17 protein-coding genes are annotated in these 17,498 nt (G+C 47.6%); 14 read left to right on the top strand and 3 right to left on the bottom strand.

Annotated features, from left to right (window positions below):
* Window positions 1-48: 48 nt before the first annotated feature.
* Window positions 49-1,002: a uroporphyrinogen decarboxylase family protein gene (locus tag QHH26_01990; protein MDH7480732.1), complete on the bottom strand. Its 954-nt coding sequence runs from the start codon at window positions 1,000-1,002 to the stop codon at window positions 49-51.
* Between the two features lie 165 nt (window positions 1,003-1,167).
* Here QHH26_01990 and QHH26_01985 point away from each other — a divergent pair, with 165 nt between their 5' ends.
* The 8 genes from QHH26_01985 (at window position 1,168) to QHH26_01950 (ending at window position 8,989) form a co-directional block, all read left to right on the top strand.
* The gene (locus tag QHH26_01985) at window positions 1,168-1,734 is read left to right on the top strand and encodes a hypothetical protein (protein MDH7480731.1); all 567 of its coding nucleotides are present in this window, start codon (window positions 1,168-1,170) and stop codon (window positions 1,732-1,734) included.
* A gap of 64 nt (window positions 1,735-1,798) precedes the next feature.
* On the top strand, window positions 1,799-2,341 hold the full coding sequence (locus QHH26_01980) for a hypothetical protein (protein MDH7480730.1): 543 nt from the start codon (window positions 1,799-1,801) through the stop codon (window positions 2,339-2,341).
* 7 nt (window positions 2,342-2,348) lie between these two features.
* Window positions 2,349-3,068 carry an LPS export ABC transporter ATP-binding protein gene (gene lptB / locus QHH26_01975; protein ID MDH7480729.1) on the top strand — a complete coding sequence of 240 codons (720 nt, stop codon included), beginning with the start codon at window positions 2,349-2,351 and terminating at the stop codon, window positions 3,066-3,068.
* An 83-nt stretch (window positions 3,069-3,151) separates the two neighbouring features.
* Window positions 3,152-4,243 (top strand): LptF/LptG family permease, encoded by a 1,092-nt coding sequence (locus QHH26_01970; protein ID MDH7480728.1) that lies wholly within the window; start codon window positions 3,152-3,154, stop codon window positions 4,241-4,243.
* Between the two features lie 35 nt (window positions 4,244-4,278).
* A complete protein-coding gene (locus tag QHH26_01965) occupies window positions 4,279-5,598 on the top strand; it encodes a DUF3084 domain-containing protein (GenBank protein ID MDH7480727.1) in 1,320 nt (439 codons plus the stop codon).
* Window positions 5,595-5,984, top strand: coding sequence for a hypothetical protein (locus tag QHH26_01960; GenBank protein MDH7480726.1), 390 nt, complete (start codon window positions 5,595-5,597; stop codon window positions 5,982-5,984). Before QHH26_01965 ends, QHH26_01960 begins: the two co-directional genes overlap by 4 nt.
* 635 nt (window positions 5,985-6,619) lie before the next feature.
* A complete protein-coding gene (locus QHH26_01955) occupies window positions 6,620-8,416 on the top strand; it encodes an S-layer homology domain-containing protein (protein ID MDH7480725.1) in 1,797 nt (598 codons plus the stop codon).
* 126 nt (window positions 8,417-8,542) lie between these two features.
* A complete protein-coding gene (locus tag QHH26_01950; GenBank protein ID MDH7480724.1) occupies window positions 8,543-8,989 on the top strand; it encodes a hypothetical protein in 447 nt (148 codons plus the stop codon).
* Window positions 8,990-9,066: 77 nt separating this feature from the next.
* Here the strand turns inward: QHH26_01950 and QHH26_01945 are convergent, their stop codons facing one another.
* Both QHH26_01945 and QHH26_01940 read right to left on the bottom strand, forming a co-directional pair.
* Window positions 9,067-10,035: a hypothetical protein gene (locus tag QHH26_01945; protein ID MDH7480723.1), complete on the bottom strand. Its 969-nt coding sequence runs from the start codon at window positions 10,033-10,035 to the stop codon at window positions 9,067-9,069.
* Between the two features lie 279 nt (window positions 10,036-10,314).
* Complete coding sequence (locus tag QHH26_01940; GenBank protein ID MDH7480722.1) at window positions 10,315-12,237, bottom strand: hypothetical protein; 1,923 nt, start codon at window positions 12,235-12,237, stop codon at window positions 10,315-10,317.
* Between the two features lie 198 nt (window positions 12,238-12,435).
* Here QHH26_01940 and QHH26_01935 point away from each other — a divergent pair, with 198 nt between their 5' ends.
* From QHH26_01935 to QHH26_01910, 6 genes are all read left to right on the top strand, one after another.
* Window positions 12,436-13,332, top strand: a complete 897-nt coding sequence (locus QHH26_01935; GenBank protein MDH7480721.1) for an ABC transporter ATP-binding protein — start codon at window positions 12,436-12,438, stop codon at window positions 13,330-13,332.
* A 19-nt stretch (window positions 13,333-13,351) separates the two neighbouring features.
* The gene (locus QHH26_01930; protein ID MDH7480720.1) at window positions 13,352-13,771 is read left to right on the top strand and encodes a hypothetical protein; all 420 of its coding nucleotides are present in this window, start codon (window positions 13,352-13,354) and stop codon (window positions 13,769-13,771) included.
* A gap of 118 nt (window positions 13,772-13,889) precedes the next feature.
* Window positions 13,890-14,948, top strand: a complete 1,059-nt coding sequence (locus QHH26_01925) for a Gfo/Idh/MocA family oxidoreductase (GenBank protein ID MDH7480719.1) — start codon at window positions 13,890-13,892, stop codon at window positions 14,946-14,948.
* A 78-nt stretch (window positions 14,949-15,026) separates the two neighbouring features.
* Window positions 15,027-15,989, top strand: a complete 963-nt coding sequence (locus QHH26_01920; protein ID MDH7480718.1) for a sugar phosphate isomerase/epimerase — start codon at window positions 15,027-15,029, stop codon at window positions 15,987-15,989.
* 264 nt (window positions 15,990-16,253) lie between these two features.
* Entirely contained in the window at window positions 16,254-17,126 is an 873-nt protein-coding gene (gene ilvE / locus QHH26_01915; GenBank protein MDH7480717.1) for a branched-chain-amino-acid transaminase, read from the top strand.
* A complete protein-coding gene (locus QHH26_01910; GenBank protein ID MDH7480716.1) occupies window positions 17,126-17,497 on the top strand; it encodes a hypothetical protein in 372 nt (123 codons plus the stop codon). The genes ilvE and QHH26_01910 overlap by 1 nt, the downstream gene beginning before the upstream one ends.
* The last annotated feature ends 1 nt before the right edge of the window (window position 17,498 follow it).

Raw genomic sequence — 17,498 nt, 5'->3', positions numbered from 1 at the left:
CAACCTACCTAGTATACTATAAGAACGCTTCAAATTGTTGTTGACCCATTACTCACAGCATTTTCTATAGGTTCCAAGCCGCTTCCTTACATCAAGCATTGCTAGGTAATTTTCAAGAGGCATTCCCACAAAAGGGGTATTGCTAGTGCAGAAGAAGAAGCCCCCGCCAGGCATTCCATCCCGAAGAGCACGCTCGGAATCACGAATCACATCCTCAACCGTGCCCGTCTGCAGAATTGCACAACTTACATTCCCGCAGAGAGCAACCTTATCGCCAACGAGATTCTTGACCTCTTTAAGGTCAACGCCAGCTTGTGGATCAATTGAGTGGATTGCATGCGGCCGGCATTCGACAAGTTGGTCAAGTATCGGCATGATATTGCCATCAGTATGCTTTATCGTATATGCGCCCATTTCACGCATTGCGGCAATGATATAAGCAAGATAAGGTGTCACGAACTCGCGAAACATGCGTGGTGAAAGAAATGGGCCATCGTTAAAGCAGTAATCTGCGCACATGGCAAAACATTCTGCGCCAGCGTCAACAAGCTTCTTTGCATACTCGATTGTTGAATCAGCATTCCTCCGAAGCTCCTCATGCACTTCGTCGGCTTTTTCGACAAGCCTAATAGCCACATCCATCATATTCTGGCCATTTGGGATTGCCATAGTCCCATCGGCATGCGCTGTAATCATGTATTTATTGCCGGCAAGCTTGCGTAGTATTTTTATGGTTTCAATTAAATCTTCAACTTTTCTTGGTCCCATGGACACATTAATCAGCGAATAATCCAGCCGTTCGGCCTCTTCCAAGTAAAGCTCTGCATTCTCATGGAGGAGTCTATCACGTTCAGCACCGGAAGCCATGTCGAGCTCCTCTTGTGTAACATGCTTCTTCCCTAGCAACCACTCAGCAAGTTGAAATTGAAGCTCAAACGTCGGAACAATATCGTCCGGCTCACGAAGTTCAAAAGCTGCAACTGCTCGTTCTCGTGGCGTCAAGAAAATCACCCTTTTAAAAATGATTTTTATTCGCAATCAAATAAAGTATTATTCGGTTGCCACTATAAACCTTCAATTATCAATGGTGGTTGGTTGCAAAGGTATATTTGTTGTGGTACACTCGTGATGATTCCCTATTCGCGGCTGTAGCGCGGGAAACATCAAATGAATCGCCATCTAGCCCGGAAAGTTTTCCAACTTTTGCTTGCTACCTTGGTAGCTATCGTTCTATGCTTTGGGTGCGGTCGTCAGAAACCTAAAGAGGGAAAGACTCCAACAGCAACTGAACGACCTGCAAAGTCGAAAATTGAAGCTCAATTCAAAGGGGCAAGAATTATCTGGAACGACGAGCAAGGCAGAAAGTTATGGGAGGCTGAGTTCAGGGAGGCAAAAGCCTTTCGGGGAGACGAGACACAAGTGAAACTCCTCGGCGTCAAGGCTAATTTATATCAAGATGGCAAAATTGCAAGCACCCTAATTGCCCCCGACATAGCTGCTGACAACAGAACAAAAGAGGTTAGAGCTATTGGTGGCGTGAAGATTATCTCAGCCGTCGCAAAGACGTCGGCAAACGTTAGGCAAATCATTTGGAAGGCACATGAAGGCAAAATTATTGGCATTGGCGAGGTAAAAGTATATCGCGGTAACCTTCGAGCTCATGCAAAATCTTTCAATGCCGATACTGGGCTTACGAAGCTGGTTCTTCAGGGCGCTGAGGTAAGCCTAGAGTAGAAAAAAAGAGAGGTTGGCGCTTGTTCGCTATTTTCCATTTGCAAGATTCCAAAAGGAGAAAGCAATGAGAAAGTCGGCAGTCCTCGTAATCCCAGCAATTGTTTTAATATTGTATGCAGGACTAATCGGCGCGGAAAGCTTAGCTATCGGCAATATCAAGCTTTCAGCCGCAGTTATAACCATCGAAAAGGACCTAGTTTTAGCCACTGGCGAACCAAAGCTTCAGATGCCAGATGCATTAGTAACTGCAAAAACAATCAAGATTTCGCTGGTGAAGGGCAAAGATGGAAAGCTTACCATTGGCAAAGCAATCGGTTCAGGCAATGTTATAATACATGCACGGCAAACCGACAAAAAAACCAATACATCAAGAACAGTGGATGCCAATGCCCAAAATGCAGAGGCCATAGGTGATGACCGCATAATCCTAAGTGGCAATGCTCGCGTCAAGATTAGCGACCCAGACCTCGCTGAACCTGCGTCGCTCAGCGGGGAAACCATTACCGTCTTCCTTAAAACAAGTAAGATTGAAGCTCAGCAGGGCGCCGGCAAACAGGCAGAGCTGAACCTTACTCCAAAGGCAAATAAACCAAGCGAAAAGAAGTAGACCGAAATTGGAGATTATCACTGACAATCTAGTAAAAACTTATAGGGGAAGAAATGTGGTTAACGGCGTCTCTCTGCACATCAAGCAAGGAGAGATCGTCGGCCTTTTGGGTCCAAATGGCGCCGGCAAAACCACGACATTTTATATGATTGTGGGCCTAGTCAAACCTACTTCAGGCAAAGTTTACCTTGAGGGCAAGGATATTACAGACCTCCCGATGTACATGCGTGCACGACGAGGAATTGGCTACCTTGCACAAGAACCATCGGTATTTCGCAAGCTCACAGTCACAGAAAATATCCAGCTTGTGCTCGAAATGCACGGTATACCCAAAAAGACTCGGGCTGCCCGCATAAAGGAACTCCTTTCCGAGCTTAAACTTGAGCAGGTGAAGGACTACAAAGGCTACATGCTTTCAGGAGGCGAGCGCCGGCGCGTTGAAATTGCTCGAGCACTAGCAGTATCTCCCAAGTTTCTCCTCCTAGATGAACCTTTCACCGGGGTTGACCCAATTTCAATTGGCGATATCCAAGATATCATCGCCGAATTGCGAAAGAAAGACATTGGCATTATCATAACAGACCACAATGTCCGAGAGACGCTTGCCATAACCGACCGTGCGTATATTATTTCCGATGGCAAAATAATGACATCGGGTTCGTCGAGTGAACTGCCGAACGATCCAATCGCCAGGCAATACTACCTAGGCGAGAGATACGTTATTTAATTAAAATGAATAAAGACTAACAAAAGAATAAAGCGCTCGCCCTGCCAGCATTCAAGAAATTCCCGATTCCACAACAATTAACAATGAAAACATTAGACAGATATATACTAATAGAGCTGATTGGGCCGTTCCTTTTCGGAGTTGCCGCTTTTACCAGCTTGATGTTTGCAGGTAAGGAGCTCTTTAAGATAACCGAGCTTCTTGCCGAATACCACGCTCCGCTCCTCAAAGCGGCACAGCTTGTTATGCTTCATCTGCCGTCGCTAGTGGTAATGACGCTTCCAATGGCAATGCTGCTTGCGGCACTTTTGGGCTTTGGGCGGCTATCGAGCGACAGCGAGACCGTGGCACTCTTTGCTGGCGGCGTAAGCTTATATCGAATAGCAGTACCAGTTATCGCAATGTCCTTATTTGTAACTGCAGGAAGTTTTGTGCTAAATGAAATGGTTGTCCCCGTCACAAATGCCCAGCACGAAGCAATCCGACGCAAACTGACAAACGAACCGCTTACCAGCGACAAACCTTTTTGGGTAATCTCGGCTAATAACGGAATCACAAATATGGTTTTTTATGTTCAGAAAGGATTCAATGCATCAACAGGCACTTTACGCAACGTGGCAATAATCCAATACTGGAATAATAAGCCAGCAATATTCATCTATGCCAATGAAGCTATCTGGAAAGGCGATAATGAATGGATTCTAAAAAACGGATACTCACAAAACCTCGGCTCTGGCGCAACGGTAATAGTACCTTTTCGAGAATCAAAGACACGAGAAATCAAGATTGACAAGACACCGGAACAACTGGCTCTTTACCAGCGTAAATATGATGAGCTTAGTTTCTCACAGCTTAGGGACTACATTCGCATGCTCCAGGAACAGGGAGCGGACGTCAGCGAATACAGGGTCCGACTTTATCAAAAAATCGCTGTACCTCTTGCAAGCCTGGTATTTGCCTTAATTGGAACGCCACTTGGCTTGCGACCCCATCGAAGTAGCTCGGCGATGGGCTTGGGTCTATCAATAGTTATCATATTTGCATATTGGGTGTTTACCCATTACATGTTCATTTTGGGTCGAAATGGGACTATCTCACCCGCCGCAGCTAGCTTCTTTCCAACACTAGTTGGGGTGGTTGCTGGCATAGCGCTTATTGTGCGTGCCGCAAAATAGCCTTTAGGCTTTAAAAACTACAAACAAGAGTAATTATGACTTGGCGAACAATTGTTGCAATAGCCGTATTCGTAGGAGTATGCGGCTTCATAGCGTATTGGGGAGACATGCTGGGAAGACGATTGGGCAAGCGTCGGCTCAGCCTTTTTGGAATGCGCCCCAGATATACAGCCATCGTCACCACTACAATCACTGGCATGATTATTGCCATCCTAACCATCAGCTTCATGATGATAGCAAGCGAACAAGCGCGAACTCTTATCCTACAAGGCGAAAAGCTAATTAGACAAAATAAAATTTACCGAAAAGAATACATCGCAGCAAAGGAAGCCATAGAGCGAGCGACGAAAGAACTATCCCGCCAGCAAGAGCTTGCAGCTGAAGCACGTCGAAAAGCAGAAGCCGCAGTTAAACAACGAGACAAGCTGGTGGCAGAAATTGCTGGCCTCAGAAAGGATTTGAATACACTCAAATCAGACCTTTCTCGCAATCGCGCTGAGCTAGAGCAAAGAAAAGCAGAGCTTGCACACTCCAACGAACAACTTCGTCAAGCGAAAGCCGAGCTGGCGGCCAGGCTGATCGAGGTTGAGAGGCGCAAAAAAGAAGTTGCTGAGCTTGCAAAGCGAGCCGAAGCATATTGGGGAAGCTTGGAAGCAAAAGGCAGGCAGTATGCGGCCATGCGCCAAAAAACAGTTATATTCAGATCTAACCAAGAAATTGTCAGAAAAGTAGTTAACTGTGCTGATTCAAAAGCAAACATCCGGTCCCAACTAATAAGCTTGCTTAACGAGGCTAGCCAACGTGCAGAAACATTAGGAGCCAAAGTGGGCGAAAATGGACGCGCTGTCGAAATATATCCAAAAGAGATTGTGAGTAGCAACTCAGGACAGAGACGGTTTGCAACCGAGGCTGAGAACATCGACGCCGTGGTAGACGAAATCTCCGAAGGCATTGGCACGGTCGTCGTAAGATTAATCTCAGCCGATAACGCAATCGAAGGTGAAACGACGCTGGTAGACTTTGTGCTGAACTATAACCGCCTAATATACGCACCTGGGGACGAAGTTGCAAGCACAATCATCAATGGGAATGCTTCTCGTGGCGAAATCCTCGGGCAATTGATTAGCTTTCTCAAGGGCGAAGTTCGCTCGGCAGCAATCGGGAAAGGTGTTATCCCTACGTATGATGAAGAGGGTCAGATGTCTGTAGTAGAAATACCAGGTGAGCAACTATTAGAGACAGTCGACAAAATCAAATCGACTGGAAAGCCTGTAGAAGTAAGGGCAATAGCCAAGACTCAGATATGGTCAGCAGACCCCGTTACCCTCAATTTCATAATCGGTGAGCCTTCATGAGAACAGTACTCTCAATTGACCCTGGGCGCGAAAAAAGTGGTTTGGCTGTGGTGAGCGAAGCAGGCATCCTTCACAAAGAAGTGGTACAGACAACTGAGATACCAAGCAAAGTAGGCGCTCTTCTGCAAAAGTATGGTGTCACTTGCATCATTATAGGTTCCGGAACAGGCAGTGCAACTCTACTTAAAAACATTCAAAGCAAAACAAATCTCCCAATTGAACTTGTCAATGAAGAGAATTCTACTCTTCGCGCGCGAATGCGTTTTTTCAAAGAGAATCCCCCAAAAGGTCTCTTGCGCCTAATACCAAGAGGCATGCTTACACCAAATCGTCCGTACGATGACTATGTTGCTGTAATCCTCGCAGAGGATTACATAAACCGGTAACTAGCTTCAAAACCCACCCCCTTCTCCCAACCCCACGTCAAAAATCTAAAAATGTTTAGCCAAAATACTTGATGGGTAGTCAAAATAAGAGAAACTCAACATTTATTAAGAAGCGCTAAGTTATGCGATTGAATGTTTCTCAAAAAGGACATTATACAAATCGGGCTAATCTGTAAAAATTACCTAGCCGATAATACTTAATCGAGGCTTTACGGAAAAATCCCCAAACAAAAAATCACTGTAACCAAGGAGGCAAAGCCATCGTATAAGTATTCGGCAACTGGTGAAAATAACAGGTATAGAAGAGCTTATTTTGGTAATCTTGCAGGCAAATACAAGTTTTTCGAAAAAACTTATAAGTTAGCCCTTGACAAAACCTGGTAATTTTGCTAGTATGCTTGTTAGCTAGGCTATCACACTATGAGGTCACAGGTTTGAAAGGAGGTGAAAAGGATACCTTGAATGGCCTGTGAGAGACCTTGTGGTGATAGATAGGCCGGAGGATGGACGGAAATAAAACCAAAGGAGCAGAGAGGAAACACGGATACTCTCTAATTTCCTGCGGCTATAAACCCGTCAATTAAAAAAACATCCTCCAGCCGAGTAAACCAAAAACACATTCAAGGAGGATGTGAATGAAAAAACTAGCGATTCTGATTGCTGCTACCGTTATTTTCGGTGCAGCGGGCCTAGCATTAGCTCAGGAATTTCCTGATGTCCCGCCTGATCACTGGGCATACGACGCTGTCCAGCAGCTCGTAGATGCGGGAATCATCGTGGGCTACCCTGACGGCACATTTGCAGGGAAGCGCGCCATGACCCGCTACGAGTTTGCTGAGGCATTGGCGAGAGCCATCCCAGCAATCGTCGAGAAGGCGACTGCCGCGGGAGGAGTTCAGGGACCTCCGGGACCTGCCGGACCTGCTGGACCTCCAGGACCTGAGGGTAAGCCTGGCGTCGGAGCTGAAGAGCTGGCGGCACTAAAGAAGCTCGTTGACGAGTTCCGCGATGAGCTTGCCGCTTTAGGCGTGGATGTAGAAGCTGTCCGCAGAGACGTGGCAGCGCTTAACGAGCGCGTCTCGGCTCTCGAAGCTGAGGTAGGCCGCGTCAGGCTGACAGGTGAGGCCAACGCGATCGCCCTGGGCGATGTCGTGAACGAAGGCGCTGCTGTAGACAGAGACAGCAGACTGTTAGGTGTTCAGGGCGCCGCAACGCCTGACAACCCACTTGCCAATTCAAGATTCCTGCCGGACTTCGAGCTCGGAATCACGGGCAGGGTGAGCGATGCTCAGGCAGTCAAGGCCCTAGTAGTTGCCGGAGACTACCTGAACTACGCAATTGGCTCGGTGGATGACTTCACGCTCTGGAATGCATATTTTGACGGAGCGATGAAGCTCGGGCCTCTCGGCACCACCCAGCTGTTGGTCGGGCGATTCCCACTCCAGCTCACACCGTTGACCATGAAGTTCGTGGACCCTGACAGCTACACCAACGTCAGCATCCTCGACTCGGGCAACTACTTGCTCGATGGTGGAAGCGCGACCTTCAACCTCGGCAAGGTTGCACTTACTGCATTTGCTGGCAAGGCTGTGAGCAGCGTCGCCGACCTAATCACTCCTGATCTTCAGGGTGACATCGAAGTATCACAGCTTGGTGGCGCAAGGGCCGTCATTGGCATTTCAGAGGGCAACAACCTCGGCTTGACATACTACCAGGCTGGCCTTGCTCCGTCAGTTGGTCGTGAGCAGATATTCGGCGCCGACGTGAACCTAACATTCGGCAATCTCGGTCTTGCAGCCGAATGGGCACAGACCGACCCCAACGATACGCTGACAGCAGTCAATCCTGCACTGGACGACGATAACACAGCTTGGAATGCCAAGCTGTGCTGGCAGACCGGGAACCTCGCCATAGCTGGTGGATTCTCCACCATCGAAGCGAGCTACAATGCCCCGGGCTACTGGTCCAGGCTGGGTCGTGCTGTGAACCTCACGAACGTCGAAGGGCCGATGGCAAGCCTGAACTACACGCTGACCTCAAAGATCAGCCTTTCCGCCGAGGGACAGTTCCTCGAGCCGAGCGACGATGCCGTAGCAGTCACTGGCCGCAGCGCCATCAGCCAGGGCGCAGTTGTTAGCGCTTCTGGCCTAGACAAGATTACGTACTGGCGAGCTGGACTGAAGTATGGTCTAACTTCTGCCAATACAATCGATCTAGGTTGGGAGCAAGTGAACTGGGAGCCGGCAACCGGTAGCGATACCGAGGAAAGATATATCTCCATCGGTATTGGGCATTCGATTAATCCGAATGCGAGCCTGAAGCTGCTCTACCAGATCATTGAGTATGAGCAGGGTGTGCCTTCTCCTTATGGCACCGCAGGCAGCGACTACCGCGGTGGCAAGGCTGCTGCCCAGTTCCAGCTCAAGTTCTAAGGGCGCTGCCTAAATTAAGCAACAAAACCCCCGGAGTAGATGCTCCGGGGGTTTTTCATGTAACTATCACATAAATCCATCGTATACATTTGTAGATTTCACATTTAACTCCCGGAGGTAGCTAATATGAAAATCAAAAGCAGATTGTTTGCCACCGGCCTTGCAGGATTGCTTCTTTTCGGCATTTTTATCGGAACAATGGCTGCATTTGGAGCAAACCTTGGCGACGTCCTAAAAGGAGCTGGAATTGCAATTCTTGTTGACAAGTTTAGTGATGAAATAAACAACACCATCAACAAGCTTACTCTGAACAAAGGTGTCGGTGTTGAGGACAGGACTAAAGTAGTGCCTATTATCAGCATTGGCCAAGGAGGATATGTAGGCGCTGCTCAAGTAAGCGGACCGGCACACCTCGTTGAAAAAGTCAAGGCAGTCGCTCAGCTTGAAACAAGTTTTTCAGGCAGAACGTTCCGCATTAAAGCGCTTGTACCCGTCGAGTCAAAGGATGTCGTGAAGGATCTAAAACGCGTAAGCGGCGTTGGTGTTAGCGCAATTATAGACGTGAGACTTTAGATTATTTCAGTAAAGCACCAGCTTATGATTTTCTTATTCAACGTGATATCGCTATAGTAGCCCATGCTTTACCTTGCTTAGAATGAGATCGCCGCCGCTGAGACGGCGATCTCAGCATGCTTGGGAGAAGAAAAAATCCAATCATCCCCAGATATGCGGAATTGCCAACTTCTGCCAACCGCCCCCACTTCAAGGCGACTTTGCGTTGGGTAACAACGGAAGTAGGGCAGCCACTGCGTCCTTTGCGACCACGCGGCGCCTACACTGGGAAGAGTGCGGTCTCCCGGTCGCCCAATTACCCCAATTAGCAGATTAGGATTGCCAATCAGGATAAGGTCTAGACGCCAACATGGGTTAATCTTAAGAGTTGCATCCTCACGCCAAGACGCGCCGCTTATCCCACCACAATTATGCAAGAAGCCCTCTGGGTCGGTGAATACTCCGGGCGAAGTAATCCAACCGTCGTCAACAAACAATCCGCGCCAGCGAATTTTTCCAGCTAAACCTTCCACGCTGAACTTGCCCATCCAACGATTGCCAATTGTGAAGCCAGCGCTGGCATCTAGAGACCATCCCCTACCCCTAACGCTCCCCAGCGATGAATTCGACGATTCGATTCTCAACATCCCCTCAAAATCCTCACCTGAAACATTACCCACAAGGCTACGAGCTAGATATTCCTCAGCATCAATGCTTCGAAATGCTATCTCGGCGGTCCCTTGGACGTCACCTGCTTTGAAGGCGACATATCGCCCAACGCCAACCCAATCGCCTGAAATTCTAGTGCTTTGTACAGAAGGGGCATACGACTGCTTGGTATTTACGCCGGAATTTAGGTCAATCCAAAGTTGCGCCGCGTCGCCATTACCCCGGTATTCCTCGCGCTTGCCCCTTCCGAAGCCAACCCACCACTCGCGAGAAGTAATGCGTATCCAATTATTGGTACTTATGGTAACGTAAGCGCTATTGTTTCTAAAAACTCTCGACGGTTGATTCTCCTTCCCAACGTCCCAAAGCGAGCCAACATTGTTTGTTCCGGAAGCCATTGCTCCCGCCACAATGTGTAAGTCATCAACCTTCGAGTCTTTGAAATACAATTGAAAGAGGTCATTGGCATCATAGAAAGCCGGGAGATTTACCGAAGGTGCAGCCAAGCTTTCAAGTCGGGGTAGAAAAGCTAAACACAAGATAAAGCAAATGCTGAAAGCAAATTTAAGAGCTCTTCCGCGAAAATACCTCATATTGGCGCCAAATTCTGCAAAAAGGAGGCAGGGCGAGTTTGTCACCCCGCCCTGCCAATATTTTAAATTTGGGAACACTTTATTCTACAGCTCAAAAGCGTCGAACGTTCCATCTGTATAGGTGATTTTTAGAATGTTGCCTTCCATAGTAATATTTGCTTTCGTCTCGCCTCCAACCTTCACCGTTCCTGATAGAACGCCAGACGCATTTCTTGAAATAGCAAACTCCACACCGCTCTGGTTCGTTAGGGTAAGCGAACCGCTTGTCGGCTCACCTTCACTTAGCTGCAAGCTCCCTGTGCCAGCAAGAGTGTTGCTGCCAGCCCTTAAGTCAATCTGACTTGTAATCTTGCTGTTGGCCAATGTGAAGCGCATATCGGCATAATATGTTGGGTGGCCAGAGCGGACCAGTTCACCATGCAGAACAAGTGTCGCACTTGCATTGGGCTCGTCCAAATCAACTTCAGGGTTCGCTCTGTCAAACGATATGTTGCCTTCAAAGTTGAGGCCACTATGACTGTTGCTGTAAGACCCTGAAATTTCCACGTGCTTGCCCACCATATCTGGATATCCATTGGAGGTTACAAGCGCCTGCGAAATAGAGATATTCCCTCCAATCGTGATGGTTGTACCGCCACCAGCCGCCGTTATACTCGCATTCGTCATGGAAGCACTGGTTAAATAGTCATAGATGGAATCATCCGGGCTGGCACCGCTTGGCAAACTGGATAAGAAATTAGCCTGGAATCTACCCTGGGCATCTAAATTGGGAGTATCTAAGCTTCCTTGAAAGACTACCTGGGAATAATGGTTCATATCTGGTCCCGATGCACTTATTGTTCCATTGAAGGTTAACGGAGAGGTAAACACTGAATCCTTAAGGCTGACGGTCCCTGTAAACGATGGATTTGCACCAGGCCCAGTTTCGGGAATTTCAGGAAGGGTAACAATATATGCCTGCGCAGGGTCGCTGGACAGTGTTTGCTTTACTGTCCATGTGCTTCCAGACTTTGTTGCAGTAAGCCTGTAAGTACCTGCTGGCGCCTCCGAGTAGAAAATAATTATCTTGCCAGCTTCGCCGCCAGTTGTATTTTCTAGGCTCAACCGTCCGTCCAAGCCTGCAGTTGCCTTGTATGCCTGGCCCATCGTCAGCTCAAATACACTTATATTTTCAGATGCCCCATAAGTCATGTTGCCTGAAATGGCAGGCACAATGAGCTTGGAAAGTCGGTCGAAAAGCGCACTGTACTTAGACGTAACTTGGTTGGTGAAGATGTTTTCGATTTCCTGTGGCTCTTGGCTCACCATGGCTTCAATTGGCACCCCAGCTTCTCTGATTTGCTGGACCGCCTGTTTCGCCATGACAAGCTTTTCATCAATAGTGCCTGGAATTTCATCTTCTACTTCGGACTTAACCTCATCAGAAAGGCTATTGCTCGCTCCAAAAGCAGTTCCACCAATAACATTGCCTTCCAGCGAATAATCGGCATCTACATGAGCTTGCACAAAAGCACGTGCGGCTTCAACAACTTTATTAAACGTGTCTTCATCAATCGGGGTGCCTGTCTTAAAGAACTTCTGGGCGATTGCTTCTGCTGCTATTGTTGTCTCAGCCTTCAAGACGTACTCGCCAGGGTTTACTGGCACTTGAGGGATAATCGTCGAAAATCTATAATTTTTGCCATTTCTAGTGCCAGTTGCCACCACAGCCACAGTTAGACCGGGTGTGATTCTAAGGGTGCACCATCCAGTGGAATCCAACGTTCCACGCGCGACCTCTTTGCCCGTCTCGAAGTCGTAAGCCACTACCAATGTCCCTGGATCAAGAGGGGCAATTAAAGTAGTATCTGCCCTAACGGACTCAACACCTGCTGTGGCACCAGTAAAAACATCGGCACCAATCGTTAATAAGGTGCCTGGAGCTCCGCCGTTGCCTCCGCCTCCGCATCCAGCAACAAGCGCCGCGATGCAGATTGCTGCTAACGCAAACAATAACTCCTTCCTCACAACAATTCCCTCCTTTGCTTTTTAATCCTTAATTTGACAAAATAGGAAGCAATCCCTCTTTTTAGGAAAACTCCCCAATTTAAAAAGAAATTAAACCCAAAACTTTGTCAAGTAGCCGTTGTATATTCGAATCGCTAATGTTATAATCGGTGAGTCAGCCTCAATGCCACAATTTAAAGCATATTCCTTAAAAAGAAGATGCAGCAAATTATCAGAGCGGAGAACATAAAAAAGCAATTCGGCACTAGGACCGCTCTCGCTGGGATTACGCTCGAAGTTTATAAGAGTGAAGTGTTCGGCATATTTGGATTTTCCGGCTCAGGGAAAACGACACTCATCTACTCCCTTGCTGGAATTATCAAACCCGATGCTGGCACAGTAACGATGAGCACAAACACATCCCCGGCAATATGGTTCGAAAAACCAGCAGTCGATCCCCAGCTTACTCCTTTTGAAACTCTATGGATTAGCGCAACTTTATACGGCATCCCAAGGCGCAAACGACGATCAATGATTAGAGACATCCTATCGCTCGTTGGTCTTGATGACCTGCGAAACAAACCAGCGATATCATTTTCCAAAGGGATGCTGAAGCAACTCGAGGCTGCCAGAGCACTGCTTTCACCTTCAGAGGTGCTTCTTGCCGATGAGCCAATGGCTGACATTGACCCGCCAACGCGAGAACGACTTTGGGAACATCTTCTAGCACGCAGGGCTTCAAAGAAACATACAATTTTAATGGCAACTAGCCGCCCACAAGATGCCGAAATATGCGATCGCATTGCATTGATACACGAAGGAAGATTGATTGCTTGCGGAACCCTAGACGAACTTAGAAGCGCCACTGGCCCCGAAAAGCTAATAATCCAACCCATCGAGGCCGGCAAATCTATTGCAAAAATGCAGCAACACAAGGGAATTACCGCAATCGAGCAGAATGGGTCGCTTATTATCGAACTTTCAGCTAAAGTTCGGCCCTCGGAAATCATAAAACAGATGGACGACGAAATCAGCGCAGTTCGCCTAAGCCCTCGAAAAGTTGATTCAATTCTAGCAGAGCTCATAGCGAAAAAAGAAGAGCCTACACATCTATAGCAAAAATGGAGATAAAAAATTGGAAATCATCTTCATTCTCACAATCCGTGAGTTAAAGCTAATGATGCGAAAGAGAGTTCTCCTCTGGATTCTCCTGATTACACCCTTGGCTGGTGTTGCAACTGTTGGCATCGGTATACCAAGTGGGCTTGCGATTTACTTCCTAATGCCAGCTTTGGCTCTGCTAATTACGGCGATAGTGCTTGCGACTACCGAGAAGCAAATTTTGATGGCTCTTTCCGCCCATTCGTCCGCAAAAGCAAGGCTTGCTTCGTGGGCACTTGTGCTTTTCATAATTCTAGTATTTCAAGCTGCAATTTACACTCTACTGCTTGCAATCTTTTGGAGTAATCCGATTGGTTTTGTGAAAGCATTCACAGCCATTATTATTTCAGTGGCAATAGGTTTCACGTTGTATGGCATGCAAATACGCATTTAATTATCTGCTTACTTCCTACTCTACTATTCTAGACACCCAAAGTCCGTTGTGCTACAATGTGTCGGATTAGTAGATTTATGCCTTGCAAGGCAATACTTCTTAAGATTGGGAGAGCGGAATGGCAAAATCAAAAAGCAAACCTGAAAGAGTACGTGTTGGCGTGATTGGAGTCGGCATTGGCCGGCTTCATATCCAATCTTACGTCAAATGCCCCGAAGCAGAGGTTGTCGCTGTGTGTGATGAAAGAGAGGACCGTGCCCGCCGGGTTGCTACCGAGTTTGGGATTCCTCACATATATACCGATTATCGAGACATGCTAGCATTGCCTGGCCTTGACGCTGTAAGCGTGTGCACACCAAACTATATGCACGCGCAAATGACGATTGACAGCTTCGAAGCTGGAAAACACGTCATCTGCGAGAAGCCCCTTGCAATAAACCCTGCGGAAGGAGAAGCAATGGTCGCGGCAGGGAAAAAGGCAGGGAAAATATTCATGACTGCATTCAACAATCGGTTTCGGGGGGATACCCAAACTCTTAAAAAGTTCATTGAAAACGGCGAGCTAGGCGAAATCTACTTTGCTAAAACCGGCTGGGTCAGGCGAAAAGGCATTCCTGGCATGGGCAGCTGGTTTACGCAGAAAGAAAAAGCTGGCGGAGGGCCGCTAATTGATATTGGTGTTCACGTCCTTGATCTTGCTTTGTGGCTAATGGGCAATCCTAAAGCCATCTCTGTTACTGGCAGCACCTATGCCAAGTTTGGTCCAAAAGGTGAAGGCATTGGCACCTGGGGAACTATGGATGCCAGCGGTATTTTCGACGTTGAGGACTTTGCGGCTGGATTTATCCGACTTGAAAACGGTGCAACCGTAATGCTCGAAGCTAGCTGGGCATCGCACATCAAGTGCGACATGATTTACACGCAATTGCTAGGAACAAAAGGCGGCGCCGAGCTCGACCCGCTCCGCATATACACAGACATCCACGGCACAAGCTCGGACATTATGCCTCAATGCCCAAATGTCTCAGGCCATGAGATGGAAATTCGACATTTCATAGATTGCATAATACACGGCAAAGAGCCGATATCAACTGGCGAACATGGCTTGGAGATTGTTCGGATTCTAGATGCCTTGTATAAATCTGCCGAGACAGGCAGAGAGGTGATATTAAAATAAGTTTTCGCTACCCAAGAATCTCAAAAATGGGATATCTAAACCATCAATTCCTTCGATTAAAAAGGAGGTAATCAGACAGTGAAGATTGGAGTTTTTACAGTAGCATTTGGGCACCTAAAGTTCGAAGAGGCGCTCGATTACGTAAAGAGCGTCGGTGTAGAAGCAGTGGAAATTGGCACAGGAAACTATCCGCCTAACTGCCACTGCGACCTCGACAAACTTCTCTCAAGCGAGACACAGCGGAAAGCTTTCCTCAAAGCCATTGAGTCTCGCGGCTTGGTGATAAGCGCGCTCTCTTGCCATGGGAACCCCCTCCACCCAAACAAGCAAATCGCAAACGAGCATCATACGGTGCACCGCAAGACAGTCGAACTAGCACAGAAACTAGGGGTTGAGAGGGTAATAAACTTCTCTGGTTGCTCAGGCGACTCACCACGAGCAAAATATCCAAACTGGGTTACATGCCCTTGGCCGCCAGATTTCAGAGAGATTATTGAATGGCAGTGGAAGCGAAAGGTCATTCCCTACTGGCGCGCAGAAGCTAAGTTTGCCAAAGAACACGGCGTCAAGATTTGCTTCGAGATGCATCCTGGGTTTGTGGTGTATAACCCTGAAACGCTCCTCAAACTCCGAAATGCTTGCGGGGATGCCATTGGTGCGAACTTTGACCCAAGCCATCTCTTCTGGCAGGGAATTGACCCAGTAAAAGCCATCCGAAAGCTTGGCGACGCAATCTACCACGTTCACGCCAAGGATTGCCGAGTTGACCCAATAAACGCAGAAGTAAACGGCGTACTGGACACAAAAACCTACACTGATGAAATCAACCGAAGCTGGATTTTCCGAACAATCGGCTATGGACACGACGCTGACGTTTGGAAGGACATTGTGAGTGCATTGCGGCTTGTAGGTTATGATTGGGTGCTTTCCATTGAACACGAAGACAGCCTTATGGCGCAAACTGAAGGCTTTGAAAAGGCTGTCTCATTCCTAAAAGAGGTGGTAATTTCAAAGAAACCGAGTGAAGCATTCTGGGCATAGAATAGGCTGTTGCCATACTTTGTTAGATAGCAGCAAAACATCATGCGGGGCTGATGAAATTCACAGCTCCAAAAGCCCAAACAGCTCGTGGATTCTTAAGCAGAGGAACGCATATCAAACAAGGGGCGCTTGGAATTTTAAGCGCCCCTTATGCAACACAAACACCAAACCGCTTCTCGAGATGGACCGACAACCAGCATAATTGCGTGTTGCAACTAAGCTTGTATTATGATATACTATAAACACAGAATTTAGGGGGTACTGATGGGTCAAGTCGTATACTTGAACGGAAAATTCGTCCCTCTGGAGGAAGCAAAGATCACAGTATACGATCACGGCTTGCTCTATGGGGACGGAGCGTTCGAGGGAATTCGGGTCTACTCCCGCAAAGTATTTAAGCTTCGCGAACACATACAAAGGTTGTATCGTTCAACCCACGCCATGATGATCAACCTGCCTATCTCGCAGAAGGAGATGGAAGAAGCAATTCTCGAACTCCTTCGGCGAAATGAGGTTCAGGATGGCTACATAAGAATAACTGTAACAAGAGGAGTTGGCCTCGGGCTAGACCCGCGTGTTTGCAAGACCCCCACGATAATTATAATGAGCGACAAGCTTAGCCTTTACCCTGAAGAAATGTACCGCAACGGCCTTCACGTGGTGACCGTGTCCACAAGAGTGTGCCCGGCGCAGTGCTTGGAACCAAGAATCAAGTCGCTCGGGAAGTACGTTGCGAACATTCAAGCGAAAATTGAAGCTAACAGGGTTAACGCAGGCGAAGGTTTGATGCTCAACACTGAAGGCTATGTTGCCGAAGCAACAGGCGACAACATTTTCATCGTAAAAGATGATAAGCTAATCACCCCTCCACCCTATGCAGGTATATTGGAGGGGATAACAAGAAACACAGTGATTGACCTTGCGAAAGGCATGGGTATACCAGTCGAAGAGAGACTATTTACTCTCTTTGATGTCTATATAGCCGACGAGTGCTTCCTAACTGGGACTGCCGCAGAAGTAATCCCGGTAGTTCAAGTAGATGGACGCACAATCGGCAACGGCCAGCCAGGCAATATGACAAAAAGGCTGATTGAAGCCTTTAGAACTTTGACAAAAACAGAAGGCGTGCCGTTCTGATGCGCGCAGGACTTTGCGAGTTATGCAGGAAAAGGCAAGCTGAATTCGTCGTCTGCAAAATAAGCGGAAACGAACGGCGAGAGGAACGGCAACTCTGCGCTAAATGCACTGGAGACAGAGAGAAGATAATTTACGGCAATAGCGGCTTATTGCTTACCGAACTTGTAAACATACACTTAAGCAAACTCTCTGCCTCTAGTAAAGAACAAAATCGAACAAAGGTTTGCCCCAACTGTGGGAATACAATAGAAAATACTCGGCAGACAGGCATGGTAGGATGTCCAACGTGCTATATTGTATTCGAAGAGGAAGTAGGCGCTATCATAGCTGAGCTGCATGGATATACTGTGAGTCGGGGTAAACCATTATAAA

The sequence above is a fragment of the Armatimonadota bacterium genome (assembly GCA_029907255.1).
GTDB lineage: Bacteria > Armatimonadota > UBA5829 > DTJY01 > DTJY01 > JAIMAU01.
The sequence above is the reverse complement of the archived record's forward strand: the minus strand, read 5'-3'. Positions and strand labels throughout refer to the sequence as shown.